Here is a 22,892-nt window from a genome sequence, read left to right on the forward strand (position 1 = left end):
TCCCGTCAACCGTCCCGTCAACCCCGAACCCGCCCTGTCACGTACCGTGTTCGGACCGCCACCGGTTTGGGTACGTACCTCGGCGCGCCCGACCGCCGGGCGCCCACCGAGCAGGAGACCCGACGCCCCATGGACCACAACCACATCCCCCCGACGGTACGCCGGACGTACGGCGCCGAAGATCTCTCCAAGGCGGCCAGCTTCGGCGGCGGATTTATCAACTTCGGTGACTGGCAGGGCATCGACCTCACCTCCCTCACCCCCGAGGACCGGGTGCGCAGCCAGGAGCAGCTGTACCGGCGGGTGCTGCGCGCCTTCCCGGAGCCGCGCGAGCGGCTGCGGCTGGCGGAGGTCGGCTGCGGGCGCGGGCTGGGTGCGGCCCTGGCGCTGCGGGAGTTCCGCTTCGCCTCGGTGACGGGCGTGGACATCCACCCGGACCAGGTCGAGCGCGCCCGCGCCGTCAACGCCCGCGCCCAGGCCACCTATCCGGACCGGCTCGCCTACACCATCGGCTCGGCCGACGAACTCCCGTTCCACGACGCCTCCCTGGACGGCGTCTACTCGGTCGAGGCCGCCCAGCACTTCCGCCGACTCTCCGGCTTCGCCCGCGAGTCCGCCCGCGTCCTGCGCCCCGGCGGCCGCCTGGTCGTCACCACCTTCTTCGCCACCCCCGGGGACGAGATCACCGAACGCCTCAAGCTCCTGCTCGCCAGCTTCGCCGACGGCCTCGACGTCCCCCACACCCTCAACGGCTTCACCACCGACCTCACCGGAACCGGCTTCACCGACGTCACCACCGAAACCATCGGCCCCGACGTCTGGCCGGGCCTCGACCGCTACCTCGCCGACACCGTCCCCACCGACCACTGGACCCGCAACTTCCTCCCCGCCTGGCGCCACGGCCTCCTCGACTACCACCTCGTCACCGCCACCCGAGCCGCCTGACACCGGCCATATTCCGCCACGGGCCTGTCCGCAATCACCTGGGACAGGCCCACACCGAACCAGGCACTTCACTGACCCACGCCCCTTGACCCCCAGCGGTCGAAAGGGTGTCCGACCAGTGTTCACCAGTCCGAATCCCGCAGGTCAGGGCCTACTTCGTCCACTACGCATGACGCCTGATGACACCTCATGACGCCCAGTCCGTGAGAAGCGCGTGAGAGGCGGCGATCGAGGGGAAGTTCGAGAGTGATCTGCCTCACACCCCTATGGTGGTCGAGCAGCGCCCCCGAAGTGACTCTTCGTTCCCCGTCCTGGCGCGACCGGCAGTCGACTCCAAGCCACGATGCGGCAATCATTACTGGTCAGTCGAAGTATCGCCAGCCCAGACCTACGAAACAGCGCACCATCCCGGGATTCCGTGGCCACGCAGCTCAATTTCGTTGATGGTGAGTCCGCGGGCGGTCTCCAAATACCCCAGCGATGCCGCGGCGAAAGGTGCTGTCGTCGGTCCACCGCTGTTGGAGTCACCGGCCACCCTTCTGGGCGGCGAACTCGCGAAGGCCAATGCTGCGCGATCAAGCGGGCCTACCCACCATCCGCCCACCGTGATCATCCTCGCGGTGTGTCTCCGGGCGCGTGTCCCGGCCAGTCGATCTTGCTGTGCTCCCCGCCCCGCACGCTCTGCCGACACGCCCGCTGTCCCGGCAACTCTGGACTGGCCATCACCACTTGGTTCGAGGAGGAGTCCCATGGCGCAGCGTCCCAGGCGTGGTCGGGTGTATCGCCGGTGTGGGTGCAAGGACGGGAGCAGTGGGAAGCAGTTGGGTTCATGGTGTCCGCGGCTGGCCGCCGATGCCGGTCACGGCCGGTGGTCGTACGCGGTGGATCTGGCGTCGGAGGACGGCAAGCGGAGAACTCGGCGGCGGGGCGGGTTCGCCAGCCGGGTGGAGGCGGCCCCGGAGATGGCGCGGGTGCTGGATGCCGAGTCTTCATCACCCGTGCGGGACTGCAGATCTTCGCCGATCACCCCCGGCTGTACTGGTGCGCATCCACCCTGAGCTCGTCACCGGGTTCCTCCTCATCGACGGGCTCACCGCTGGCGACGCCGCGGCATGATGTCATCGGTCGCCGAGGACCTGCGAGGACTTGCTCACCCTCGGGCCCGGGATGCCGCACTGCTGGAGCCGCCGCGCGGGCGGAAGGCCACCCCGGCGTGCGCGAGCAGCCGGTGCACCGTCCCATAGGACTTGCTGTAGGCCTCGCCGATCTCGCGCAGGGAGGCGCCGGCCGCGTACATCATCCGCATGTCGCGCGTCAGTTCCTCGCGGTCCTGCTCGGTCTCGTCGCTTTCGGGCATGGCGGTGACGTTCCCCTTTCTCACGGTCGCCGGTCGGACCGGCCAAGTATCAGCTGACGCTGTACGGCGCCGTCGCTACTCGGGTTGGGCAGTGAGGCGGAAGCCGGTGACGAGTTCAGGACGGATCCGCACGACGTAGTGCATGGCGGAGTCCACCCAGGGAGTGACCAACTGCTCGTAGCGCTGTGCCTCGGCCGGATCGGTGACCAGTTGGGCGTAGCCGGTGGCGACGACGCTCCAGCCGAGGCGGGTGTCGGGGTCGATGGCGTCGGCCTCTTACGCGACGACCGGGCCGGGGGCGTCCGATCCGGTCGTGGGTACGGATGATGATCGTGCCGTCGACGACCACGTGGTTGACCGGACGGATGGCCGGCAGGGCGCCCTTGGTGAAGACGACCCGGCCCAGCGGGACGGCGGCAAGCAGGCGCAGGCACTCCGCCCTCTCCAGCGCGGCCATGTGCCGAGCCGGGGCCTGCCGGCGGGCCATGATGAGTCGGCGGACGGCTTCGTCGTTCACGACCGGCCCGCGATCAGGCCGAGGTGTCCGTCGTAGCGGCGGTACAGCACGCGGCCGCGCCCGGTGTCCGGGTCGGCGTAGAACAGGACCGGCAGGTCGGCGGCCTCCAGTCGCGCCACGGCCTGCTCGACGCTCAGCCGACGGGCGCCGTGAGGGCTGAGCGTCAGCGGGACGGCGCAGCGGCTCGGCGGAGCGGCGGCTGTGGTGCGGGCGAGCCGGTAGCCGGTCGGCCCGGTGCGGTAGACGACGGCGTCGGTCTCGGTGGCCGGGTCGATGAACAGGTGGATGTCGTAGTCCATCGCGTCCAGGGTCCGTACTGCGGCCTCCGGTGAACACCACACCAGCGACGGGGACTTGACGCGGGCGATCTGCCGGGCCCTGGACGACGCGACCGCGCCGGCGAGCTCGGCGGGCGGGCCGGGCTGGGGCCATGGCTGGGGTTTCCAGGTGCCGGTCACCGCCGCGATACGCCGGCGCAGCTGCTCGCCGATCCGGTCCACCGCCTCGGCGAAGCCCTGCGCCGTCTCCTGGACACGGACCCGCCGGCCGTCCACCTCGGCGTTCACCTGCGCCAGCACGCCCGATCCGGTGGCCGACAGCCTGACCTTCAGCGCCTCGACCAGCGCGTTGGCCCCCTGGGCGGCCGCCGCGATCCTGGCCCGTCCCTCGGCCAGCACCTCACGCGGAACCCTTCCGACCGCCGCCACCGCGACCTCCGCGCTCACGTCCGATTTCCTCCTGCTCAAGTCTGCGGGCCCCTTGCCCGGCTGCAGCGCAACAACGGTGCACGCGGATGCTTTCCGCGACCAGGGCCCAACGGCCCCATTGCCGGGTGACGGCGGCGCGCTTGCTGTTGACGCCGGGCTCCCGACGGGGTACGGCGGGTGGAGTCCCTCAGCAGAAGATCGTCTCCGCCGCGTCGTCGTCGCGGACCGCGTCCACTGAGCCGGGGGCGCCTGCCAGGGGGGCACCGGTCTCCGGCTCACGGGCGCTACTGCCGCTCCAGGTGCCTTCTTCCGGGCAGATAGCAGCAGCTCTCTCGCGGCCTCGGCGGCCGGTGACGGCGTCGTCCATCGGTGACCTCGCGGTGTGCCTCGGTGGGACGTGGGAGAGCGCGTTTCCTTGCGACCGGCGGGGCCGCCCCGGCGTCGGTTCCAGGGCGGCCTCCCGGCGGCAGCACGCTTCCGGTGAGCTGTCGCATAATGACCTTAGCAGTTGCTAATATTGTCAATTGCATGCAAGGTCAGGAGGAGGAATGCGTATCTCACCGCAGTGCCGCACGGCGGCGCCGTCCGCTCCGTACCCGGTACGGGCAGTGGTGGTGTGTCGCCTTGTGCCGGGTGGGCGCGGCCCGTGCGGGTGCTGCGGGCGCTCTTCTCTCCTGGCCGCCCCTGCTGGTCGCGAGGGGTGCATGCCCGCTCGCCGCCGCCCCTGGAGTTGTGCCCGGGGGTGGCGGTGAGCATGCAGTGGGAGTTCGCGACGCAGCGCGACATGGGCGTGATGACACTGACCGGGTTCCTCGGCCAGGACGCGACGCACCGTTTCCAGGGGGCGTTCGACTGGGCCGTCGCCCGTTGCTCCGGTCCGCTGGTGGTCGACATGGCGGCGCTGAGGGGCTGGAACTGCTCGGGCGAGGACGCGATCCTCGACGCCACCGGCCGCCTGCCGGCCGACCGCGGCCCGCTGGCGGTATGCGGCCTCGGGGAACGCGGCGCCCATGTCCTGACGACGGCCGCCGCCCTGTCCGTAATCCGGCTGTTCCCGGACCTCGAAACGGCCCTCCCAGCCCTCGCGGCGTCCTGACCGGCCCGAGCAGACGAGTCGATCATCTGGTTGCTAAAGTCAACCCTTGAAAGATGCTGTGCCTGATGGAGACGGTGACGACGTGAACGCCGGAACGCCCACCCCGCCTCCCGTGATGGGCGCGCCGCTGTACCAGTTGAAGGCGGAGTTCTTCAAGACGCTGGGGCATCCCGCGCGGATCCGCGTCCTGGAACTGCTGAGCGAGCGTGAGTACGCCGTTGCCGAGATGCTGCCCGAGGTCGGCATCGAGGCCTCGCACCTGTCCCAGCAGCTCGCCGTCCTGCGCCGTTCCAACCTGGTCGCCACCCGCCGGGAAGGCTCCACCGTCTACTACCGCCTCACCAATCCCCAGGTGGCGGAGCTCCTGCGGGTCGCGCGCACCATCCTCGGCAACCTCATCAGCGGCCAGGCCGAACTCCTCGACGGTCTGCGCGCCGAGCCCGAGCGTCCTGCCCGAGACTGAATCGGCCGCGCCTACTGAGTGCCTGGCCTCAGACGACCAGTTCCGCGTCGATGCGCCGGACGTGGTGGCGGGCCATGGCGAGGTTCGCCCGGGCGCGGTCGAGGACCAGGTAGAGGAACAGGTCGTTCCCGCCGGGCGAGGTGAGCGGGCGCACCAGGTGGTACTGGTGGGTGAGCGTGGTCAGGCTGTCCTCCAGCGCCTCCCCGTGCAGCCCGAGTGCTTCCGCCGCCCGCTGATGTGCGCGGACGACGTCGGTGGTGCCGGCCGCAGCGAGTTGCAGGTCCAGGCCCGCGGAATCCCCGACCATACCGAGCGCCATCCCGCTCGTGGAGTCGACCAGGGCCGCACCGAGCGCCCCGTCGATCGCCATCGCATCCTTGAGCGCGCCGTCGATCCCTGCCATCCGGAAGTCCTCCCGACCGTTTCGCGTCGCGGCCGACCCTTCGCGCCGGCCGCGCACCGAGCGTAGGCAGCAGGCAACGTCTCAACAGCCCGATGACCGCTACTGATCACAAGAGATCATCACTGTCGGAATCCATCACATGCGAAACAGGCGATTTGAAAAATTCTTCATATTCATACATGCTGGCATGCTGTTGGATCGACATGAGGTGCGTCCGGTGTCGTGCCGGCGACCGGGGAGGGTGGTCGTGACCACGGTGTTCGACGAGGAGCTGCGCGAGCAGCTGGCCCAGGCCCGCCAGGCCCTGAACCAAGCCCGCGAGCGCGGGGACGACGACGGCGCCCAGGCATATGCCGGGCGCGTCGCGGGTCTGCTGCGGATCGCGGCCGACTACGGCATCGACGTCCCGCGCACCGCCGAGGAAGAAGAGCAAGGAAAGAGCTGAGACATGGCCGTCCCGCTGTACCAGGCGAAGGCGGAGTTCTTCCGCACCTTGGGCCACCCGGTGCGCATTCGGGTTCTGGAACTGTTGCAGGACGGCCCGCTGCCGGTCCGCGACCTGCTCGCCGCTCTGGACATCGAGGCGTCCAGCCTCTCGCAGCAGCTCGCGGTGCTGCGCCGCACCAACCTAGTCACCGCCACCCGGGACGGAAACACGGTGGTCTACGCGCTCAGCACACCGGACGTCGCCGGGCTGCTGCGGGCGGCCCGCCGCCTCCTCGGCGAGATGATCACCGACCAGCACCAGCTCCTCGGCGAACTGACCGCGACCACCACCGCCGTCAAGGAGGTCCGGGCATGAGTGCCGCCCACGCCGTCCTCGACCGAGTGCGGTCCGTCCTGCCCAACCGGCAGACCCTCGCCACCATGGGCCGCTCGCCCCGCAAGGACCTGCTCGCCGGTCTCACCGTGGCGATCGTCGCCCTGCCGCTCGCCCTCGGCTTCGGCATCTCCTCCGGCGCGGGCGCCGAGGCGGGCCTCGCGACCGCCGTCGTCGCCGGTGCGCTCGCCGCCGTCTTCGGCGGCTCCAACCTCCAGGTCTCCGGGCCGACCGGCGCCATGACCGTCGTCCTGGTCCCCATCGTCGCCCGCTACGGCACCGGCGGTGTGCTGACCGTCGGGCTGCTGGCCGGGATCGTGCTGGTCGCGCTGGCGCTGCTGCGGGCCGGGCGCTGGATGGCCTACGTCCCGGTGCCGGTGGTCGAGGGCTTCACCCTCGGCATCGCCGGCGTGATCGCCCTCCAGCAGGTGCCCGGCGCGCTCGGGGTCCACAAGCCCGCGGGCGACAATCCGGCCGTCGTCGCCGCCAAGGCCGTGCACGACTTCGCCGCCGCACCGCACTGGGCGGCGCTCGCGCTCGCCCTGGCCGTCGCCGCCGTGATGCTGATCGGCGTGCGGCTGAAGCCGTCCCTGCCGTTCTCCCTCATCGCCGTGGTCGCCGCCACCCTGGTCGCCAAGCTGGCCGACCTGCCGGTGGCCACCATCGGCCACCTGCCCGCCGGACTGCCCATGCCTTCGCTGGGCTTCCTGGACCTCTCCGCCGTCCCCGCCCTGCTCCCCTCCGCCCTTGCCGTGGCGGCGCTGGCCGCCCTGGAGTCGCTGATGTCGGCGACCGCCGCGGACGCCATGAGCGTCTCGGAGCGCCACGACAGCGACCGCGAACTCTTCGGCCAGGGCCTGGCCAACCTGGCCGCCCCGTTGTTCGGCGGCGTCGCCGCGACCGGCGCGATCGCCCGGACCGCCGTCAACGTGCGCTCCGGCGCCGCCTCCCGGCTCGCCGCCCTCGTCCACGCGGCCGTCCTCGCGGTGATCGTCTTCGCCGCCGCGCCGCTGGTCGCCGGCATCCCGCTGGCTGCCCTGGCCGGGGTGCTGATCGCCACCGCCGTCCGGATGGTCCAGGTCGGCTCACTGCGGGCGCTGGCCCGCAGCGGACGCGGCGAGGCCGCCGTACTGGCCCTCACCGCCGCCGCCACCCTCGCCTTCGACCTGGTCACCGCCGTCATCGCCGGCCTGCTCGTCTCCGGCGTCCTGGCGCTCACCGCCGTCGCCAGGGCGGCCAGGGTCGAACAGGTCCCGCTGCACGCCGACCTGCCCCCGGCCGACCACCACGACGAAGAACAGAAGCTGCTCGCCGAGCACATCGTCGCCTACCGCATCGACGGCCCGCTGCTGTTCGCCGCCGCCCACCGCTTCCTCCTCGAACTCACCGAATCCACCGAGGTCGAGGTCGCGATCCTGCGGATGTCCCGGGTCAGCGCCATCGACTCCAGCGGCGCCACCGTCCTCGGCGACGCCATCACCAAGCTCCAGCGACGCGGCACCCTGGTGCTCGTCTCCGGCATCCGCGACGAACACCACCGCACCCTCGACGCCCTCGGCACACTCGACCGGCTCCGCGCGGACGGCCACGTCTTCGCCACCACCCCCGACGCCATCGCCTACGCCCGCAACCACCTGCACGCTCAGACCGAGTCCGCCGGTCTCCCCCTCGCCGCAGGAGCAGCCCGTTGATCCGAGCCGAGGCGCCATGGTGATCCGCCGGTGGCGTGACCGGGGGCGCCGCGATGACCGCGTCCCGCCCCCGGCCGCCGCATCCGGTCGGGACCGGAAGTACCGGATGAGCCTGGCCAGCACCTGGCTAGCCGCCAAAGTGAGCCGCCGCATCACGGTGACCGTCCTCACCGGCTGGGGCGTACGGCCGAGGACCACCGTCCACGACGCCGCCGTCCTCGCCGTCACCGAACTGGTCACCAACACCGTCCGGCACGCCCGGTCGCGCTCGCCGTTCTTCGAACTGCTGTTGGCCGTCACCTGACCGTCCAGCCCGACCCCGACGGCGGCAAGACCGTCTTCGTCCGCCTCCCGCTCACCTCACCCACCACGACTCCGGAATAACACCGCCCTTGCGCTTCACCATTACCTCCTACGACGACCACGGCACTCCCGCCGCCGCGCAGACCGTCGACCTCACCACCCTCAAGACCCTCCTCGCCGAAGCCGCCACCACCGGCCGACGCCTCCACATCCGCCCCCAGCCCCGAGAAGACGGCCACTCCGCACCCGCCCAGGAGCCCCGATGAGCGACAGCACCAGCGATGAGAAGAGCCGCCGCAAGGCCATGCTCATCCGCGCCTCGGTCTACATCCTCGGCACCCACCTGTTCGCCGGCTTCGTCATCCTGCTCTTCGCCCTCGGCAACCGCCACTGAGCCCTTCCGTGCCCGCTGACCACGGAAAACGCCCCACCACGACTGGATATCCTGAACACATGAGCGACAACCTCCCCCCGTGCCCGCAGTGCTCCAGCGAGTACACCTATGAGATGAACGCCCTCATGGTCTGCCCGGAGTGCGGCCACGAATGGGTGCCCGCCGAGGGCTCCGTCGCGTCGGCCGGCGCCGGCGAGCGGGTCATCAAGGACGCGGTCGGCAACGTGCTGAACGACGGCGACACCGTGACCGTCATCAAGGCCCTCAAGGTCAAGGGCAGCGTCTCCGGCATCAAGGCGGGCACCAAGGTCCGCAACATCCGCCTGGTCGACGGCGTCGACGGCCACGACATCGACTGCCGCATCGAGGGCTTCGGCGCCATGCAGCTCAAGTCCAGCGTGGTCAAGAAGGCCTGACCCCGGCCCTGACCGACCTCCAACGGGAACCGGAAGCGAACCGCCGGCTCACCACCACGGTGAGCCGGCCGCAGCACGACACCCATCCAAGTCCTTGCCCCCGGCCACCGCTCAGCTCACGCCCCTGCCATCCGGGCTCGCAACGCCGTCCTTCGGGTCCGCCACCCCGTTCTCGCGAGCCGGCCCAGCGCGTTGGTCAGCTCGTCGAAGGCTCCTCGGCCGCGAAGAAGTCCTGCCCGGCACACGCCTCACGCCTCGACATGCGCCGAACCGACCGACTCGGCGGCCTCCTCCACGAGTACCAGCATGCGGCCTGAGCAGGGGGATGAGGTTTTCGGCAAGCGCAGGGCCATCAGTTGGTGCGATCACCTCGCACCCACCCCACCCACAAACCTCCAGGTCAGAGCGCCGAGCGCGACCACCCTGCGACCACGCACCCTCCGGAAACAAGTGAGAGCGGGCACCTGGTTTCCCAAGTACCCGCTCTCACGAGCGACTTCACAGTCGGGACGACAGGATCTGAACCTGCGACCCCTTGACCCTCAGCAGGGCCTATCTCGTCCACCCCGCATGACGCCTGATGTCGCCTCATGACGCCCAATCCGTGAGAGGCGCGTGAGAGGCGCCCGACGACCGCGAGCGCCAGGGTGTTTTGGCTCACTGCCTCTTTGGGAGGTTTCGTTCCGCCCCGCCCAGGGCGCCGGCTCTGACAATCTCCCTTGGGATCACTACGTTCTATTGCCGAGTCGCCTCCGGAACGCGAACCTGCTCGAATCGCCCCTTGTTTCCGGTCACTTTCTGTGACCGAGAGTTATGGGTGCGTTTTCGGCTCCACCCTCGGACGCGGCCTTCCTCACGGACTGGTACGAGAGGTAGCCGTGCCGTCGGCGCCATGGACCTGCCCCTGGCTGATACCGATGCCGACGAGACAGGGAGCAGCACGCAGCCGAGGTGGAGCCGGCGCTTCGGTGATCCAGGCGAAGGTGTCGTCGTCGAACCCGAGGGTCGACCGGGTGCTGAGGGCTTCGCCATTGGCGCGGACGGGCGTGAGTTCGTGGTGCTCGCTGCACAGGCAGCCGGTGCTGCGCGGCGGAATGATGAGCCCGCGTTCCTTGGTCTCCTCGGCCGTGGTCGAGCCGTTTCGGCGGCTTTCGTACCCCAGCTCGATGGAGGCGGTGGCGGTGACACTGGCACCCATGCCGAACGGTTTGGCGGACGCCTCCACGCCGACCGACGCGCCCACGGGTGATGCCCGTAGCCACGGGCGTCCGGAACCCTTGGATCCGTATCACCCCGGGGTCGGTCAGCGGCCGCCTGATCTGCGGCCGCTGACCTCGATCGGCTGCCAGTACGGTCGGCTCTTGCATAGCTGGTCGGTCATCGCATCCCGGCATCCCACCTGGTGCGCGGGGCCGGTGGACCGGCACGACGCACCCCGGCGCCGGGACCCGGTGTCCGCCGAACGCTGGCATCGGGTTCCGGGCGCACGGGGGTGCGTACCCGGTCAGCGGACCGGGTGCAGGGCGGCGTTGTCGTCCGTGCGGTAGTCGAGGCGGCTGGTCATGTCGATGACACCATCCACGCTCCGGCACAGCCGTTCGACCACCGACACCAGAGCGCGGTGCTCGACCGTGCCGCTCAGGGTGACCCGGCCCTCGCTGACCCGGACGTTGACTGAGCCCGGGGCGAGTCCCAGGGTGCGGTCGAGGATCTCGTGGGTGATCTCCTCGTTGATGGCCCGGTCCTGGCGGAGGAAGACGCGCAGCAGGTCGCTTCGGCTGACGATGCCGACCAGGCGTCCGGCCTCGTCGACGACGGGCAGGCGCTTGAGGTGGTCGCGCTGCATCAGGCGGGCGGCCTCGACCACGGTCCACTCGGGCCGGGCACACACCGCCGGACTGGTCATGAGGCCTTCGGCTGTGACGGCGTGGCTGCGGGTGTGCTCGTCGGGCGACAGGTGTGGGGTGAGCAGCAGGCCGGCGGGGTCCTCCTGGGCGGCCTCGTTGAGCAGCAGGTCGGCCTCGGAGACCAGGCCGATCGGCCGTTCCTCGTGGTCCAGGACGGGCACGGAGGTGATGTCGTGTTCGGCGAGCAGGCGGGCGATCTCCTTGAAGCCGGTGTCGGGCCGGACGTGCACGACGGCCCGGGTCATCAGTTCTCCCACGATGCGGTGTCGCATGGTCGGCTCCTCGCTTGTCTGGTGCCGGCGGCCCCAGGGCCGCGCGGTCGGGTGTGGTGGGTCGGGTGTGGCGTTCGGCTCGGGTCCTGGACGGGCGGTGTCGCGCTGTTGGGTTTTCAGGCCGTCGCGTGGCGGACCACGACGACGGGGCACGGGGCGTGCTGCACGCAGTGGCCGCTTACGGAGCCCAGCAGTGCGCCGACGAAGCCGCCGTGGCCTCGGCTGCCGACGACCAGGAGGTCAGCACCCTGGGCCGCTTCCAGCAGGCTGGACACGGTGACGCCCTGCACGACGCGGGGCTGGATCTCGACCGGGCATGCCGGGCCGGTCGCCTGCACGATGGCGTCGTCGAGGACCTTGCGGGTGATGGTGGCAAGGTCCTCGACGGCCTCGAACGGCACGGTCCAGCCGGTGGAGACCGGGTGCTGCCAGGCGGTGACGGCTTCGATGACGGCGCCGCGGGTGCGGGCCTGGTCAACGGCCCAGCGCAGCGCGTCGATCGAGGACTGCGATCCGTCCACGCCGACGACGATCCGCCGGTGGGGGTCATTCTGCTCGGTCATGGTTCTTCTCCCTTTCGCTGTGGTCGTCTCCACCATCGGGCGGCCGGCATGCGATGGCGAAGGGCCGAGGGGGCCGCCGTGCCGGGACCTTCAGCCCCGGTGCGAGACGACTGCCGCACCTGGGACCGACGGGCCCGCCGGGCAGGGCCCATGAGTCCCTGTCACCGCACGGCGCGGTGCGATGCAGTTGGCGAGACGAAGCCTCCCTGGAGGCGGCCGCGACGCAGGGAGGCACGCATGGAGCGCGAGGGGCCGGCCATCGAGTTGGCCGGACTGAGTAAGTACTACGGCCGCAAGGCGGGTGTGGACCACCTCGACCTCACCGTGCGGCGAGGCGAGATCTTCGGGTTCCTGGGCCCCAACGGCGCTGGGAAGACCACCACTATCCGGTGCCTGGTGGGCCTGCTGCGGCCGAGCGCCGGACGGATCCGGCTGCTGGGCCTGGACCCGACAGCGGACCACCGGCGCCTGGCACCGCGCCTGGGCTACCTGCCGGGAGAGCTTCGCCTGTACCCGGAGCTGACCGGCACTCAGTCGCTACAGCTGCTCGGCGATCTCCAGGGCGCCGCGACACCCCGGCGTGCGGAGCTGTGCGAGCGTCTCGGACTGACGGGTGCCGACCTGGGCCGGCCGGTGCGGGAGTACTCGCGCGGCATGAAGCAGAAGCTGGGCCTGGTCCAGGCGCTCCAGCACGATCCCGAGCTGGTGGTGCTGGACGAGCCCACCGAAGGTCTGGATCCGCTGGTCCAGGAGGTCTTCTTCGCACTGCTGGAGGAGGCCGCGCATGCGGGCCGTACGGTCCTGCTGTCGAGCCACGTGCTGCCCGAGGTGCAGCGGGCCTGCGGCCGGGTGGCACTGGTGCGGGCAGGACGGCTGGTCGCGGTGCGGGCCGTTTCCACCTTGCGGCAGGAGCGCGCCAGGCGGGTGCGGCTGGCCCTGGCAGACGGCCAGGGTCCCCGGGGCCTGGGGCCGGCGGAGCGGTGGTCACCGCGCTGGAACGGAGACGAGGTCCAGTTGCTCGTCCCGCCGGCGGAGTTGGTTACGGGACTGCGAGAGCTCCTGGCCGCGCTGCCGGTGGCGGACCTGTCGGTGGAGGAGGCCGGGCTGGACGAGGCGTTCCTCGACCTGTACCAGCAGGACGTCGAAGCAGCGGAGGTACGGTCGTGAGGTCCCGGTTCCCCTTGTTCTGGCTGGCTCTGCACCGGCGCCGCAGGATGCTGGCATTCCTGGCAGCGGGCACGGTCGTCTTCGAGGCACTGATCGTGGTCGTCATCCGGGCGGTGCCACCGACCCAGCTGTTCGTCGGGACAGGCCCGACCGGCCCCGACGCGTTGAAGGCGTTCTCCGGATCGACCGGTGACGTCTCCATCGCCAGCTACCCCGGCCTGCTCGGAGCCGGTCTGGTGCACCCGTTCTGGATCGCGATGCAGCTTACGGCGATCGGCTCGCTCGCTGCAGCTGCCGTCGCGGCCGACGTCGAGTCCGGCACCGTGGAACTGCTGATGGTCCGCCCGGTCTCCCGGCTGCGACTGCTCGCCGAACGGGCCGCCGCCGTGGTCACGGCCTCACTGGCACTCAACGCCGCCGCCACACTGGCGGTCGCCGGCGGCGTGGCCCTCACCCCCGTCCTCCAGCACGCGGTCCCCCTGCGCGGCGTGCTCGCGGCCGGCCTGGAGGGGTGTGCGTTCACGCTCTGCCTGTCCGGTCCGGCCCTGGCCGTCTCGGCTGCGGCTCGCCACCGGGCCCAGGTGATCGGCGCCACCATCGCGTTCGGCGCCGTCGGCTTCGCCGTCAACTTCATCGCCATGGCCTGGCACCCGGCTGTTCCCCTGCGGTACCTGAGCCCGTTCCACTACTACACGCCCGGTGACGCACTCGCCCACGGGACGATCGCCTGGGGCCCGTTCGCCGTCCTGGTGACCGTCGGGTTCGCCGGGATCGCCGCCGCGCTCCCGCTGCTGCTGCGCCGGGACCTGGCTCCCTGAGCACCAACCCGCCCGCAGCCCGCCCGGTCACCGGCCTCGCCTAGGACACCCGGAATCCGCGCCGAGCACTCCAAGGCCATGACGCCGGGACCGTTGTTCCCCCACCAGTGACCAATGGCCCAAGGCCCGGGCGGGCGGCCCAGAGCAGGCTGGCACCAACACCTCGAACGGCGGACCCGATCAGCGCAGCGCCACTCCCTGACCGGCCGGTCATACACGAACACCTGTTTTCCCACAGCAGAGTTGAGGAGTATTCCGATGGCACAGGCCTACCTGGTCGGCAGTGGCATAGCCGCCCTGTCCGCTGCGGCGTTCCTGATCCGCGACGGCGGCTTCGCCGGCAGCGACATCCACCTCTTCGAGGAGCAGGAGGAGGTCGGCGGCAGCCTGGATGCGAGCGGCACCCCGGACGCGGGCTACACGATGCGCGGCGGGCGGATGTTCGAGGCCCAGTTCCGCTGCACCTACGACCTGCTGTCCGGCATCCCGTCGTTGGACGACCCGTCGGTCTCCGCCACCCAGGACGTCTACGACTCCCACCATGAGTCCCCGTGGGACGACGCCACCCGGCTGGTGGGCGCGGGAGGAGCGATCCGCGACGGCCACGCCATGGGCTTCTCCGAGCACCACCGGGTTCAGCTGGTCAAGTGCCTGGCCACACCGGAGCGGATGCTGGACGGCAAGCGGATCACCGACTGCTTCGGCGAGGACTTCTTCACCACCGACTTCTGGTACATGTGGTGCACCACCTTCGCCTTCGAGCCCTGGCACAGCGCGATCGAGTTCCGCCGCTACCTGCTGCGCTTCGTGCACCTGTTCCCCGAGTTCGAGACGATGTCCGGGATCTACCGCACCCGGTACAACCAGTACGACTCGATCGTCCGCCCGCTGACCGCCTGGCTGCTGGAGCGCGGCGTGCGGATCCACACCGGCCGTCGGGTGACCGACCTGTCCTTCCGGGCGGGCACGGGCACGAGCGTCGAGCGCATCCACTTCGCGGGTGCCCACGCCGACCTTCCGGTCACCCCGGACGACCTGGTGTTCGTCACCAACGGCTCGATGACCGCCGATTCCACCCTTGGCTCGCACACGGCCCCGCCGGAAGGCCCGCACACCTCGCGCAGCCCCTCCTCCTTCCTGCTCTGGCACCGCATCGCCCGCGGCCGCGAGGACTTCGGCCGCCCGGAGGTGTTCGACCGCAGCATCGCCGACTCCACCTGGGAGTCCTTCACCGTCACTGCCAAGGACCCGGCTTTCCTGGACTGGATGGAGAAGTTCACCGGCCGTGCCACCGGCCGCGGCGGCCTACTCACCCTCACCGATTCCCCCTGGCTGCTCACCGTCGTGGTCAACCGGCAGCCGGTCTACCAGCAGCAGCCCGAGGGCGTGTCCGTCTGGTGGGGCTACGGCCTCTTCCCCGACAAGCCTGGAACGTACGTCCAGAAGCCCATGCGGGAGTGCAGCGGGGAGGAGATCCTCCAGGAGGTCCTGCACCACCTGGCCGTGGACGCCACCACCGCGGAGCGCGTCGCCGAGGGATCCACCGTCATCCCCTGCCTGATGCCCTACATCACCAGCCAGTTCCTGGTCCGCAGCCACGGCGACCGCCCGCAGGTCGTACCGAAGGGCTCCACCAACCTCGCGTTCATCGGCCAGTTCGCCGAGGTCCCGGACGACGTCGTCTTCACCGTCGAGTACTCCGTGCGCACCGCCTGGACCGCAGTGGCGCAGCTCCTCGGCCTCGACCGGCAGCCCCCGGCCGTCCACAAGGGGCACCACGACCCGCACGTCCTGGCCCAGGCCCTGCACACCATGCACCGCAAGTGACGGTGGGAGGGCCGGGCCCGTGGCCCGGCCCTCCCACCGGCCGCCCGCGGCCGCGCGCCTACCGCAGCACACACCCGCGCATCACCAACTCGCCGTTCCGGCAGCAGAACCAGCAGAGGAGCCCGTCATGGCCGTCCACCACGCCCACACCCCCAGGATGCCCCGCCGTATCACGGCCAGGCTCCACCGCCCCAGCGCGCAGCCGGCCGACCGAGCCGCCGCCGGCACGGTGACCGCCACCACGGCCATGGCCCTGGCCGCCGCCCGGGTCAGCCTCGGCTTCGTGTTCCTGTGGGCCTTCCTCGACAAGGCCTTCGGCCTCGGCTACGCCACCAAGAGCGCCGCCGCCTGGGTCAAGGGCGGCTCGCCCACCAAGGGCTTCCTCAGCCACGTCTCGGCCGGCCCACTGCAGTCCGCCTTCCACCAGTGGGCCGGGCAGGCCTGGGCCGACTGGCTGTTCATGCTCGGCCTGCTCGGCATCGGCCTCGCTCTCATCGGTGGCATCGGCCTGCGGATCGCCGCGGTGAGCGGGACCGTGCTGCTGGCCCTGATGTGGGCCGCCGAGTGGCCGCCCGCCCGCCACCTCGCGAACGGCTCCGCCAGCGGCTCCAGCAATCCCTTCGCCGACTACCACCTCCTCTACGCCCTGCTGCTGATCGTGCTGGCCGCCACCGCCGCCGGCGACAGCTGGGGGCTGGGCCGCCGCTGGGCCGCCCTCCCGGTCGTCCGTGACCACCCCTGGCTGCGCTGACCCCCGCCGCACCCGCAGTGGCCGACCGCGACACGATCGCGGCCGGCCACTGCGCTCTTGCGCCGCACCGGTCCCGACCACTGCCCCGCAGCCGTGACCCCAGTCCCGGAACAGCCGGGGTAGCGCGTCACGGATATCCCTCGGCGGCGGCCGAATCACGCGCGTCCGGAGTCCGGAGCCACGTCGCCGCTCCATCAGTGGCACGCGGAGCGAGCACGACGAAGCTCCCCGGTCGGTCGACGAGCTGTGAGGCTCGTCCGTACCGGGAAGCAGGTGGGACAGGCGTGATCAGACGGCGTTCAACCCGTGGGCGGCGAACACCGCGCGAGCCGCGGCCACCTGGTCGCGGGTCGGCGTCGGCGCGTCGGCGAGGGTGAACTCCAGGCCCAGCGCGCGCCATTTGGCGGTGCCGAGCTTGTGGAAGGGCAGCACGTCGACCCGGGCGACGTTGCCGAGGGTGGCGGCGAAGGCGGCGACGCCCTCGATGTTCTCGGGAAGGTCGGTGAGCCCCGGGACGAGAACGAAGCGGACCCAGACCTCCGTGCCGAGGCCGGCCAGGCGTCGGGCGAAGTCCAGGGTGGGAGCGAGTCTCTGCCCGGTCAGGTGCCGGTGGAGCGCGCGGTCCCAGGACTTGATGTCGAGCAGGACGAGGTCGGTGTCGGCGAGCAGCGCGTTGGTGGCGCGGGAGCCGAGGAAGCCGGAGGTGTCCAGGGCGGTGTGCAGGCCGAGTTCGTGCTTGAAGCGGTGCAGCAGCTCGCCGGTGAGATTCGGCTGGAGCAGCGGCTCGCCGCCGCTGATCGTCGCTCCGCCACCGGAGGCGCGGATGAACTCGGTGTATTTGGCGGCCTCCTGGACGATCTCGTCGGCGGTGGTGCGCCGCCCGTCGCGCAGGTGCCATGTGTCGGGGTTGTGGCAGTAGAGGCAGCGCAGCGGGCAGCCGGCGAGGAAGGCGACGAAGCGCGTCCCTGGGCCGTCGACGCCGGTCGACAGGTCCCAGGAGTGCAGCATGCCGGTCACCGGGCATGAGGCCTCCCCGCCCGCGGGCGGGCACGGAGGGGGTGCGGCTTCGCCGGCCGGGGCAGCGACGGTTTCGGTCATTGCGGATTCTCCGTGCACGAAGGCGCGGTGCCGACGCCCGTGGTCGGGGAGGGCGTCGGCACCGCGTGCGGGTGGGCGCTGCTACAGGGCGTCGTGGAAGGTGCGGCTGACCACGTCGAGCTGCTGTTCCCGGGTGAGGCGGACGAAGTTGACCGCGTAGCCGCTGACCCGGATGGTCAGCTGGGGGTACTTCTCCGGGTGGTCCATGGCGTCCAGCAGGGTGTCCCGGTCGAGGACGTTGACGTTCATGTGGAAGCCGTGGCAGGTGGTGTAGCCGTCCAGCACGCCGACCAGGTTGCGGATCCTCTCCTCGGGGGTGCGGCCGAGCGCGTCCGGGGTGACGGTGTTGGTGAGCGAGATGCCGTCCTCGGCGTGCTCGTAGGGGAGCTTGGCGACGGACAACGCGCTGGCCACGTAGCCGTGGGCGTCACGCCCGTTCATCGGGTTGGCGCCGGGGGAGAAGGGCTCGCCGGCCCGGCGTCCGTCCGGGGTGTTGCCGGTCTTCTTGCCGTAGACCACGTTGGAGGTGATGGTCAGGACGGACTGGGTGTGTTCGGCGCCCCGATAGGTGGGGTGCTTGCGCACCTTCGCCATGAAGTCCTCGACCAGCCGGACCGCGATCTCGTCCGCCCGGTCGTCGTTGTTGCCGTACGCCGGGTAGTCGCCCTCGACCAGGTAGTCGGTGACCAGCCCCGTCCTGTCCCGCACCGGCATGACCTCGGCGTACTTGATCGCGGACAGCGAGTCGGCGGCGACCGCGAGGCCGGCGATGCCGCAGGCCATGGTGCGCCGGACGTCCCGGTCGTGCAGGGCCATCTCGAGGCGCTCGTAGGCGTACTTGTCGTGCATGTAGTGGATGACGTTCAGCGCGTGAACGTAGGTCTCGGCGAGCCATTCCAGCTGCTCGTCGAAGCGGGCGAGCACCTCCTCGTAGTCGAGCGCGTCCCCGCCGACGGGCGTGGTGGCCGGGCCGACCTGTTCGCCGGTCAGCTCGTCCCGGCCGCCGTTGACCGCGTAGAGCAGGGTCTTGGCGAGGTTGACCCGGGCGCCGAAGAACTGCATTTGCCGGCCGACCTCCATGGCGGAGACGCAGCAGGCGATCGCGGTGTCGTCGCCGAAGCGGGGACGCATCAGCTCGTCCGACTCGTACTGCACCGAGGAGGTGTCGACGGACACCCGGGCGCAGAACTCCTTGAACCCCTGCGGGAGCTGAGGGGACCAGAGGACGGTCATGTTCGGTTCGGGGGCCGGGCCGAGGTTGTAGAGGGTCTGGAGGTAGCGGAAGGAGGTGCGGGTGACGAGGGTGCGGCCGTCCGTGCCCATGCCGCCGATGGACTCGGTGACCCAGGTCGGGTCGCCGGAGAACAGTTCGTCGTACTCGGGGGTGCGCAGAAAGCGGACGACCCGCAGCTTGATGACGAAGTCGTCAATGAGCTCCTGGGCCTGCCTTTCCGTCAGTCGGCCCGCGTCGAGGTCGCGCTGGAGGTAGACGTCGAGGAAGGTGGAGGTGCGGCCGAGCGACATGGCGGCGCCGTTCTGCTCCTTGACCGCCGCCAGGTAGGCGAAGTACAGCCACTGGATCGCCTCGCGGGCGGTGGCGGCCGGCCCGGAGATGTCGTAGCCGTAGCCGTCGGCCATCTGCTTGAGCTCGCCCAGCGCCCGGACCTGCTCGGCGAGTTCCTCCCGCTCACGGATGGTCTCCTCCAGCCGCGCCGGGTCGGTCGGGGCAGGGTCCAGTTCGGCCTTCTCGGCGAGCTTGGCCTCGACCAGCCGGTCCACGCCGTAGAGGGCGACCCGGCGGTAGTCGCCGATGATCCGGCCGCGTCCGTAGGCGTCCGGCAGGCCGGTGATCACGCCGGCCCTCCGGGCGGCGAGGATCTCGGGCGTGTAGGCGTCGAAGACGCCGTCGTTGTGGGTCTTGCGGTACTCGGTGAAGACCTTCTCCAGAACCGGGTCGACCGGGTAGCCGTATGTCTTCAGGGCTCTGGCGACCATCCGCCAGCCGCCGTTGGGCATGATCGCGCGCTTGAGCGGGGCGTCGGTCTGCAGGCCGACGATCAGCTCCCGCTCGCGGTCGATGTATCCGGGCGCGTGCGCGGTGATGCTCGACGGGACGTCGTACGCGATGTCGAGGACCCCCTTGGCGCGCTCCTCGGGGAAGCGGTCGGTGATCCGCCGCCAGACCGCGAGGGTGCGCTCGGTGGGGCCGGCCAGGAAGGCGGCGTCGCCCTCGTACGGGGTGTAGTTGTGCTGGACGAAGTCGCGGACGTCGATCGCGTCCCGCCACAGTCCGCCCTTGAAGCCGGCCCAGGCGCCCGTGGTGTTTTCCTGCTGCGAGGTGGTCATGTCGGTGTCCTCTCTCAGGCCTGGTCGCCGTAGTAGGCCCGGCGCATCAGCTGCTGCATGTCGGCGGTCATCGGCATGCGGGGGTTGGCGGGGGCGCACTGGTCCTCGTAGGCGTTCATCGCCTGCTGCGGCAGGGCCGCCAGGAAAGCCTCCTCGTCCACGCCGACGGCCTTGAAGGAGCGCGGGATGCCGACCTTGTCGCGCAGTTCCTCCACGGCGGAGGCGAGGGACTCGACGCCCTGTTCGGCCGTGGCGGCCGGCAGGCCGAGCATCCGGGCGATCTGCTGGTAGCGCTCCGGGGCGGTGTAGTACTGGTACTTGGGCCAGCCGGTGACCTTGGCCGGGGCGGTGCCGTTCCAGCGGATCACGTGCGGCAGCAGGAGGGCGTTGGTGCGGCCGTGGGCGACGTGGAAGGTGGCGCCGAGGGTGTGGGCCATGGCGTGGACGGCGCCGAGGAAGGCGGAGCCGAAGGCCATCCCGGCGATCGTGCCGGCGTTGTGCATCTTCTCCCGGGCGACGGGGTCGTCCGCGCCCACGGTGACGGCCCGTTCCAGGTGGTCGAAGATCAGCCGGATGCCCTGGAGGGCGAGGCCGTCGGTGAAGTCGTTTGCGTAGACGGACACGTAGGTCTCGATGCAGTGGGTCAGGGCGTCGAAGCCGGTGTCCGCGGTGACGTCCTTCGGCAGCCCGGTGGTCAGCGCGGGGTCCACGATCGCCACGCTCGGGGTGAGCGCATAGTCGGCGAGCGGGTACTTCTGGCCGGTGGAGGTGTCGGTGATCACCGCGAAGGGCGTGACCTCGCTCCCGGTGCCCGAGGTCGTCGGAATGCACACCAGCTTCGCCTTCTCACCGAGGTCGGGGAAGGTGAATGCGCGCTTGCGGATGTCGAAGAACTTCTCCTTCAGGTCGGCGAACTCCACCTCGGGGTGCTCGTACATCAGCCACATCACCTTGGCCGCGTCCATCGGCGAGCCGCCGCCCAGCGCAATGATCGTGTCCGGCTCGAACTCCCGCATCAGCGCGGCACCTCGGCGCACCGTGTCGATGCTCGGGTTGGGCTCGACGTAGTCGACCGCCCGCACCTCGACCGGCTCCCGGCGCCGGTCCAGGACGCCGCGGATCCGCTCCAGGTGCCCGATCCGGACCATCGTGTGGTCGGTGACGACGACGATCCGGTGCGCGTTCGGCATGCTCGCCAGGTATTTGACGGAGTTGCGCTCGAAGTAGATCTTCGGCGGGACCTTGAACCACTGCATGTTGGTGTTGCGCCGCCCGATCCGCTTGATGTTGACGAGGTTGAGCGCCGAGACGTTCCCGGACACCGAGTTGTGCCCGTAGCTGCCGCAGCCGAGGGTCAGCGAGGGGGTGAAGGCGTTGTAGACGTCGCCGATGCCGCCCTGCGAGCTGGGCGCGTTCCAGATGATCCGGCAGGCCTTCACCGCGTGCCCGAACTCCTCGGTGAACGCCGCGTCCTCGGTGTGGACCGCGGCCGAGTGGCCGAGACCGTCGAACTCCACCATCGCGGCAGCCAGTTCGACGCCCTCACGGCGGGAGTGCGCGGTGAGAACGGCGAGCACCGGGCACAGCTTCTCCCGGGTCAGCGGCTCGGCCGGCCCGACCCGCTCGCAGTCGGCCAGGATCACCGAGGTGTCCGCGGGCACCTCGAAGCCCGCCTCTGCCGCGATCTCGGCGGCGGAGCGGCCCACCACCGCGGCGTTCAGCCGCCCGCCCGCGCAGGCCGTCCCGTCGCCGACCCCGAACAGGTACCGCTCCAGCAGCGCCTTCTCCTCGGCGCTCGCGTGGTGCGCCTTCAGCTTCCGGAACTCCGCGAGCGCCGCGTCGCGGATGTCCGCGTCCAGGATCACCGCCTGTTCGGAGGCGCAGATCATCCCGTTGTCGAAGGACTTGGACAGGACCACGTCGTTGACCGCCCGCCTCAGGTCCGCGCTGCGCTCGATGTACACGGGGACATTGCCCGCGCCCACGCCGAGCGCGGGCTTCCCGCACGAGTACGCGGCCCGGACCATCGCGTTGCCGCCGGTGGCGAGGATCGTGGCCACACCGGGGTGGCGCATCAGCGCCTCGGTGGCCGCCATCGACGGCTCCTCGATCCACTGGATGCAGTGCTCCGGCGCGCCGGCCGCCACCGCCGCGCCCCGGACGATCCGGGCCGCTTCGGCGGAGCAGCGCTGGGCCGAGGGGTGGAAGGAGAAGACGATCGGGTTGCGGGTCTTGAGGGCCAGCAGACACTTGAAGATCGTGGTCGAGGTCGGGTTGGTCACCGGGGTGATGCCCGCGACCACCCCGACCGGCTCGGCGATCTCCACGATGCCGTCGATCTCGTCCCGGCTCACCACCCCGACCGTCTTCGTCCGGGCCATCACATGGGTGACGTTCTCGCAGGCGAAGACGTTCTTCACCGCCTTGTCCTCGAACACACCGCGACCGGTCTCCTCCACCGCGAGCACCGCCAGCGCGGTGTGCCGCTCCAGCGCCGCGAGCGAGGCCTTCCTGACGATGTGGTCGACCTGTTCCTGGGTGAACGGCGCGTACGCGGCCAGCGCTTCGAGCGCGTTGCGTACCAGACGGTCGACAGCAGTGTCCGCGGTCGGCGCCGCGACCTGGGTCTGGACCGGGACGGAGGGGGCTTTCGCCTCGGTCTGTGTCTGGCGGGGCATGGGCTGGACCACCTTTCGGTTTCCGGGGAAGCTGGCGCCCGCAGATGTCCGGTCGGGCTGTCCACCCACAGCCTCCCCCGGCTGGTGCGGGCCGGGCCCTGGCCATTGGGGGTAGTCCTGCGGGCCGAAGGTCCTCTCGTTCGCCCGCGTGGTCCCCTGCGGACACGCCAACGGCCGTGGGGGGGGCCGCGGTCGGGGCGCCCCCCCGCCCGGGGCGGGGGCGGGGTCGGTCGGGGGGCACGCCCCCGACCCGGCGGTGGGCGAGGGGGTGGGCGGCGGTGGCCTTGGGGGTGTGGCGGGGGGCCGTAGGGGCCGCGGGCGCGCGGGGGGGGCCCCCCGCCCCCCCCCCCCCC

23 protein-coding genes and 1 pseudogene are annotated in these 22,892 nt (G+C 70.9%); 14 read left to right on the forward strand and 10 right to left on the reverse strand.

The window, feature by feature from the left end; translation table 11 throughout:
• The first annotated feature begins 129 nt into the window (after positions 1 to 129).
• A complete protein-coding gene (locus tag ACH4J0_RS27520; RefSeq protein ID WP_396243285.1) occupies positions 130 to 945 on the forward strand; it encodes a class I SAM-dependent methyltransferase in 816 nt (271 codons plus the stop codon).
• A gap of 1,150 nt (positions 946 to 2,095) precedes the next feature.
• On the opposite strand, the gene ACH4J0_RS27525 is transcribed toward ACH4J0_RS27520, so the two are convergent.
• The 3 genes and pseudogenes from ACH4J0_RS27525 to ACH4J0_RS27535 all read right to left on the reverse strand — a co-directional run bounded on the left by ACH4J0_RS27525 (position 2,096) and on the right by ACH4J0_RS27535 (position 3,544).
• Entirely contained in the window at positions 2,096 to 2,302 is a 207-nt protein-coding gene (locus ACH4J0_RS27525) for a helix-turn-helix domain-containing protein (RefSeq protein ID WP_396243286.1), read from the reverse strand.
• A gap of 75 nt (positions 2,303 to 2,377) precedes the next feature.
• A pseudogene (locus tag ACH4J0_RS27530) lies at positions 2,378 to 2,789 on the reverse strand (pyridoxamine 5'-phosphate oxidase family protein).
• 26 nt (positions 2,790 to 2,815) lie between these two features.
• The gene (locus ACH4J0_RS27535; protein WP_396243287.1) at positions 2,816 to 3,544 is read right to left on the reverse strand and encodes a sigma 54 modulation/S30EA ribosomal C-terminal domain-containing protein; all 729 of its coding nucleotides are present in this window, start codon (positions 3,542 to 3,544) and stop codon (positions 2,816 to 2,818) included.
• A 736-nt stretch (positions 3,545 to 4,280) separates the two neighbouring features.
• Here ACH4J0_RS27535 and ACH4J0_RS27540 point away from each other — a divergent pair.
• Both ACH4J0_RS27540 and ACH4J0_RS27545 read left to right on the forward strand, forming a co-directional pair.
• Complete coding sequence (locus ACH4J0_RS27540) at positions 4,281 to 4,622, forward strand: STAS domain-containing protein (RefSeq protein WP_396243339.1); 342 nt, start codon at positions 4,281 to 4,283, stop codon at positions 4,620 to 4,622.
• A gap of 115 nt (positions 4,623 to 4,737) precedes the next feature.
• Complete coding sequence (locus ACH4J0_RS27545) at positions 4,738 to 5,085, forward strand: ArsR/SmtB family transcription factor (protein WP_396243340.1); 348 nt, start codon at positions 4,738 to 4,740, stop codon at positions 5,083 to 5,085.
• A 28-nt stretch (positions 5,086 to 5,113) separates the two neighbouring features.
• Here the strand turns inward: ACH4J0_RS27545 and ACH4J0_RS27550 are convergent, their stop codons facing one another.
• The gene (locus tag ACH4J0_RS27550) at positions 5,114 to 5,488 is read right to left on the reverse strand and encodes a hypothetical protein (protein WP_396243288.1); all 375 of its coding nucleotides are present in this window, start codon (positions 5,486 to 5,488) and stop codon (positions 5,114 to 5,116) included.
• Between the two features lie 247 nt (positions 5,489 to 5,735).
• Here ACH4J0_RS27550 and ACH4J0_RS27555 point away from each other — a divergent pair, with 247 nt between their 5' ends.
• The 7 genes from ACH4J0_RS27555 to ACH4J0_RS27585 all read left to right on the forward strand — a co-directional run bounded on the left by ACH4J0_RS27555 (position 5,736) and on the right by ACH4J0_RS27585 (position 9,112).
• Entirely contained in the window at positions 5,736 to 5,933 is a 198-nt protein-coding gene (locus ACH4J0_RS27555; protein ID WP_396243289.1) for a hypothetical protein, read from the forward strand.
• Between the two features lie 3 nt (positions 5,934 to 5,936).
• A complete protein-coding gene (locus ACH4J0_RS27560) occupies positions 5,937 to 6,290 on the forward strand; it encodes an ArsR/SmtB family transcription factor (RefSeq protein WP_396243290.1) in 354 nt (117 codons plus the stop codon).
• Positions 6,287 to 7,999, forward strand: coding sequence for a SulP family inorganic anion transporter (locus tag ACH4J0_RS27565; protein ID WP_396243291.1), 1,713 nt, complete (start codon positions 6,287 to 6,289; stop codon positions 7,997 to 7,999). Before ACH4J0_RS27560 ends, ACH4J0_RS27565 begins: the two co-directional genes overlap by 4 nt.
• A 106-nt stretch (positions 8,000 to 8,105) precedes the next feature.
• On the forward strand, positions 8,106 to 8,303 hold the full coding sequence (locus tag ACH4J0_RS27570; protein WP_396243292.1) for a hypothetical protein: 198 nt from the start codon (positions 8,106 to 8,108) through the stop codon (positions 8,301 to 8,303).
• 88 nt (positions 8,304 to 8,391) lie between these two features.
• Entirely contained in the window at positions 8,392 to 8,568 is a 177-nt protein-coding gene (locus ACH4J0_RS27575) for a hypothetical protein (protein WP_188302057.1), read from the forward strand.
• A complete protein-coding gene (locus tag ACH4J0_RS27580) occupies positions 8,565 to 8,696 on the forward strand; it encodes a DUF6126 family protein (RefSeq protein WP_223241548.1) in 132 nt (43 codons plus the stop codon). The genes ACH4J0_RS27575 and ACH4J0_RS27580 overlap by 4 nt, the downstream gene beginning before the upstream one ends.
• A gap of 59 nt (positions 8,697 to 8,755) precedes the next feature.
• Entirely contained in the window at positions 8,756 to 9,112 is a 357-nt protein-coding gene (locus ACH4J0_RS27585) for a zinc ribbon domain-containing protein YjdM (RefSeq protein WP_396243293.1), read from the forward strand.
• A gap of 853 nt (positions 9,113 to 9,965) precedes the next feature.
• Here the strand turns inward: ACH4J0_RS27585 and ACH4J0_RS27590 are convergent.
• From ACH4J0_RS27590 to ACH4J0_RS27600, 3 genes are all read right to left on the reverse strand, one after another.
• Entirely contained in the window at positions 9,966 to 10,355 is a 390-nt protein-coding gene (locus ACH4J0_RS27590) for a hypothetical protein (protein ID WP_396243294.1), read from the reverse strand.
• Positions 10,356 to 10,616: 261 nt separating this feature from the next.
• A complete protein-coding gene (locus ACH4J0_RS27595; protein WP_396243295.1) occupies positions 10,617 to 11,291 on the reverse strand; it encodes a CBS domain-containing protein in 675 nt (224 codons plus the stop codon).
• A 116-nt stretch (positions 11,292 to 11,407) separates the two neighbouring features.
• Positions 11,408 to 11,854 carry a universal stress protein gene (locus tag ACH4J0_RS27600; protein ID WP_396243296.1) on the reverse strand — a complete coding sequence of 149 codons (447 nt, stop codon included), beginning with the start codon at positions 11,852 to 11,854 and terminating at the stop codon, positions 11,408 to 11,410.
• A gap of 237 nt (positions 11,855 to 12,091) precedes the next feature.
• Between ACH4J0_RS27600 and ACH4J0_RS27605 the strand changes: the two genes are divergently transcribed.
• The 4 genes from ACH4J0_RS27605 to ACH4J0_RS27620 all read left to right on the forward strand — a co-directional run bounded on the left by ACH4J0_RS27605 (position 12,092) and on the right by ACH4J0_RS27620 (position 16,417).
• The gene (locus tag ACH4J0_RS27605; protein WP_396243297.1) at positions 12,092 to 13,021 is read left to right on the forward strand and encodes an ABC transporter ATP-binding protein; all 930 of its coding nucleotides are present in this window, start codon (positions 12,092 to 12,094) and stop codon (positions 13,019 to 13,021) included.
• Positions 13,018 to 13,839, forward strand: a complete 822-nt coding sequence (locus ACH4J0_RS27610; protein WP_396243298.1) for an ABC transporter permease subunit — start codon at positions 13,018 to 13,020, stop codon at positions 13,837 to 13,839. Before ACH4J0_RS27605 ends, ACH4J0_RS27610 begins: the two co-directional genes overlap by 4 nt.
• A 258-nt stretch (positions 13,840 to 14,097) precedes the next feature.
• Positions 14,098 to 15,666, forward strand: coding sequence for an oleate hydratase (locus ACH4J0_RS27615; protein WP_396243299.1), 1,569 nt, complete (start codon positions 14,098 to 14,100; stop codon positions 15,664 to 15,666).
• 127 nt (positions 15,667 to 15,793) lie between these two features.
• Positions 15,794 to 16,417 carry a hypothetical protein gene (locus ACH4J0_RS27620; RefSeq protein ID WP_396243300.1) on the forward strand — a complete coding sequence of 208 codons (624 nt, stop codon included), beginning with the start codon at positions 15,794 to 15,796 and terminating at the stop codon, positions 16,415 to 16,417.
• A 288-nt stretch (positions 16,418 to 16,705) separates the two neighbouring features.
• Here ACH4J0_RS27620 and pflA read toward each other — a convergent pair whose 3' ends face one another.
• The 3 genes from pflA to adhE form a co-directional block, all read right to left on the reverse strand.
• A complete protein-coding gene (gene pflA / locus ACH4J0_RS27625) occupies positions 16,706 to 17,425 on the reverse strand; it encodes a pyruvate formate-lyase-activating protein (protein WP_396243341.1) in 720 nt (239 codons plus the stop codon).
• Positions 17,426 to 17,596: 171 nt separating this feature from the next.
• Positions 17,597 to 19,861 carry a formate C-acetyltransferase gene (gene pflB, locus ACH4J0_RS27630; RefSeq protein ID WP_396243301.1) on the reverse strand — a complete coding sequence of 755 codons (2,265 nt, stop codon included), beginning with the start codon at positions 19,859 to 19,861 and terminating at the stop codon, positions 17,597 to 17,599.
• A gap of 14 nt (positions 19,862 to 19,875) precedes the next feature.
• Positions 19,876 to 22,539 (reverse strand): bifunctional acetaldehyde-CoA/alcohol dehydrogenase, encoded by a 2,664-nt coding sequence (adhE, locus tag ACH4J0_RS27635; RefSeq protein ID WP_396243302.1) that lies wholly within the window; start codon positions 22,537 to 22,539, stop codon positions 19,876 to 19,878.
• Between the last annotated feature and the right edge of the window lie 353 nt (positions 22,540 to 22,892).

Origin of the sequence: Kitasatospora sp. NPDC017646, from assembly GCF_044329365.1 — a bacterium.
Taxonomy (GTDB): Bacteria; Actinomycetota; Actinomycetes; order Streptomycetales; family Streptomycetaceae; genus Kitasatospora.

Coding starts and splice junctions, on each gene's coding strand:
- ACH4J0_RS27560 (WP_396243290.1), top strand. CDS start 5,937: ATGGCCGTCCCGCTGTACCAGGCGAAGGCGGAGTTCTTCCGCACCTTG.
- ACH4J0_RS27605 (WP_396243297.1), top strand. CDS start 12,092: ATGGAGCGCGAGGGGCCGGCCATCGAGTTGGCCGGACTGAGTAAGTAC.
- ACH4J0_RS27620 (WP_396243300.1), top strand. CDS start 15,794: ATGGCCGTCCACCACGCCCACACCCCCAGGATGCCCCGCCGTATCACG.
- pflA (WP_396243341.1), bottom strand. CDS start 17,425: ATGCTGCACTCCTGGGACCTGTCGACCGGCGTCGACGGCCCAGGGACG.
- ACH4J0_RS27585 (WP_396243293.1), top strand. CDS start 8,756: ATGAGCGACAACCTCCCCCCGTGCCCGCAGTGCTCCAGCGAGTACACC.
- ACH4J0_RS27615 (WP_396243299.1), top strand. CDS start 14,098: ATGGCACAGGCCTACCTGGTCGGCAGTGGCATAGCCGCCCTGTCCGCT.
- ACH4J0_RS27600 (WP_396243296.1), bottom strand. CDS start 11,854: ATGACCGAGCAGAATGACCCCCACCGGCGGATCGTCGTCGGCGTGGAC.
- ACH4J0_RS27540 (WP_396243339.1), top strand. CDS start 4,281: ATGCAGTGGGAGTTCGCGACGCAGCGCGACATGGGCGTGATGACACTG.
- ACH4J0_RS27520 (WP_396243285.1), top strand. CDS start 130: ATGGACCACAACCACATCCCCCCGACGGTACGCCGGACGTACGGCGCC.
- ACH4J0_RS27580 (WP_223241548.1), top strand. CDS start 8,565: ATGAGCGACAGCACCAGCGATGAGAAGAGCCGCCGCAAGGCCATGCTC.
- ACH4J0_RS27570 (WP_396243292.1), top strand. CDS start 8,106: ATGAGCCTGGCCAGCACCTGGCTAGCCGCCAAAGTGAGCCGCCGCATC.
- ACH4J0_RS27525 (WP_396243286.1), bottom strand. CDS start 2,302: ATGCCCGAAAGCGACGAGACCGAGCAGGACCGCGAGGAACTGACGCGC.
- pflB (WP_396243301.1), bottom strand. CDS start 19,861: ATGACCACCTCGCAGCAGGAAAACACCACGGGCGCCTGGGCCGGCTTC.
- ACH4J0_RS27545 (WP_396243340.1), top strand. CDS start 4,738: ATGGGCGCGCCGCTGTACCAGTTGAAGGCGGAGTTCTTCAAGACGCTG.
- ACH4J0_RS27565 (WP_396243291.1), top strand. CDS start 6,287: ATGAGTGCCGCCCACGCCGTCCTCGACCGAGTGCGGTCCGTCCTGCCC.
- adhE (WP_396243302.1), bottom strand. CDS start 22,539: ATGCCCCGCCAGACACAGACCGAGGCGAAAGCCCCCTCCGTCCCGGTC.
- ACH4J0_RS27595 (WP_396243295.1), bottom strand. CDS start 11,291: ATGCGACACCGCATCGTGGGAGAACTGATGACCCGGGCCGTCGTGCAC.
- ACH4J0_RS27550 (WP_396243288.1), bottom strand. CDS start 5,488: ATGGCAGGGATCGACGGCGCGCTCAAGGATGCGATGGCGATCGACGGG.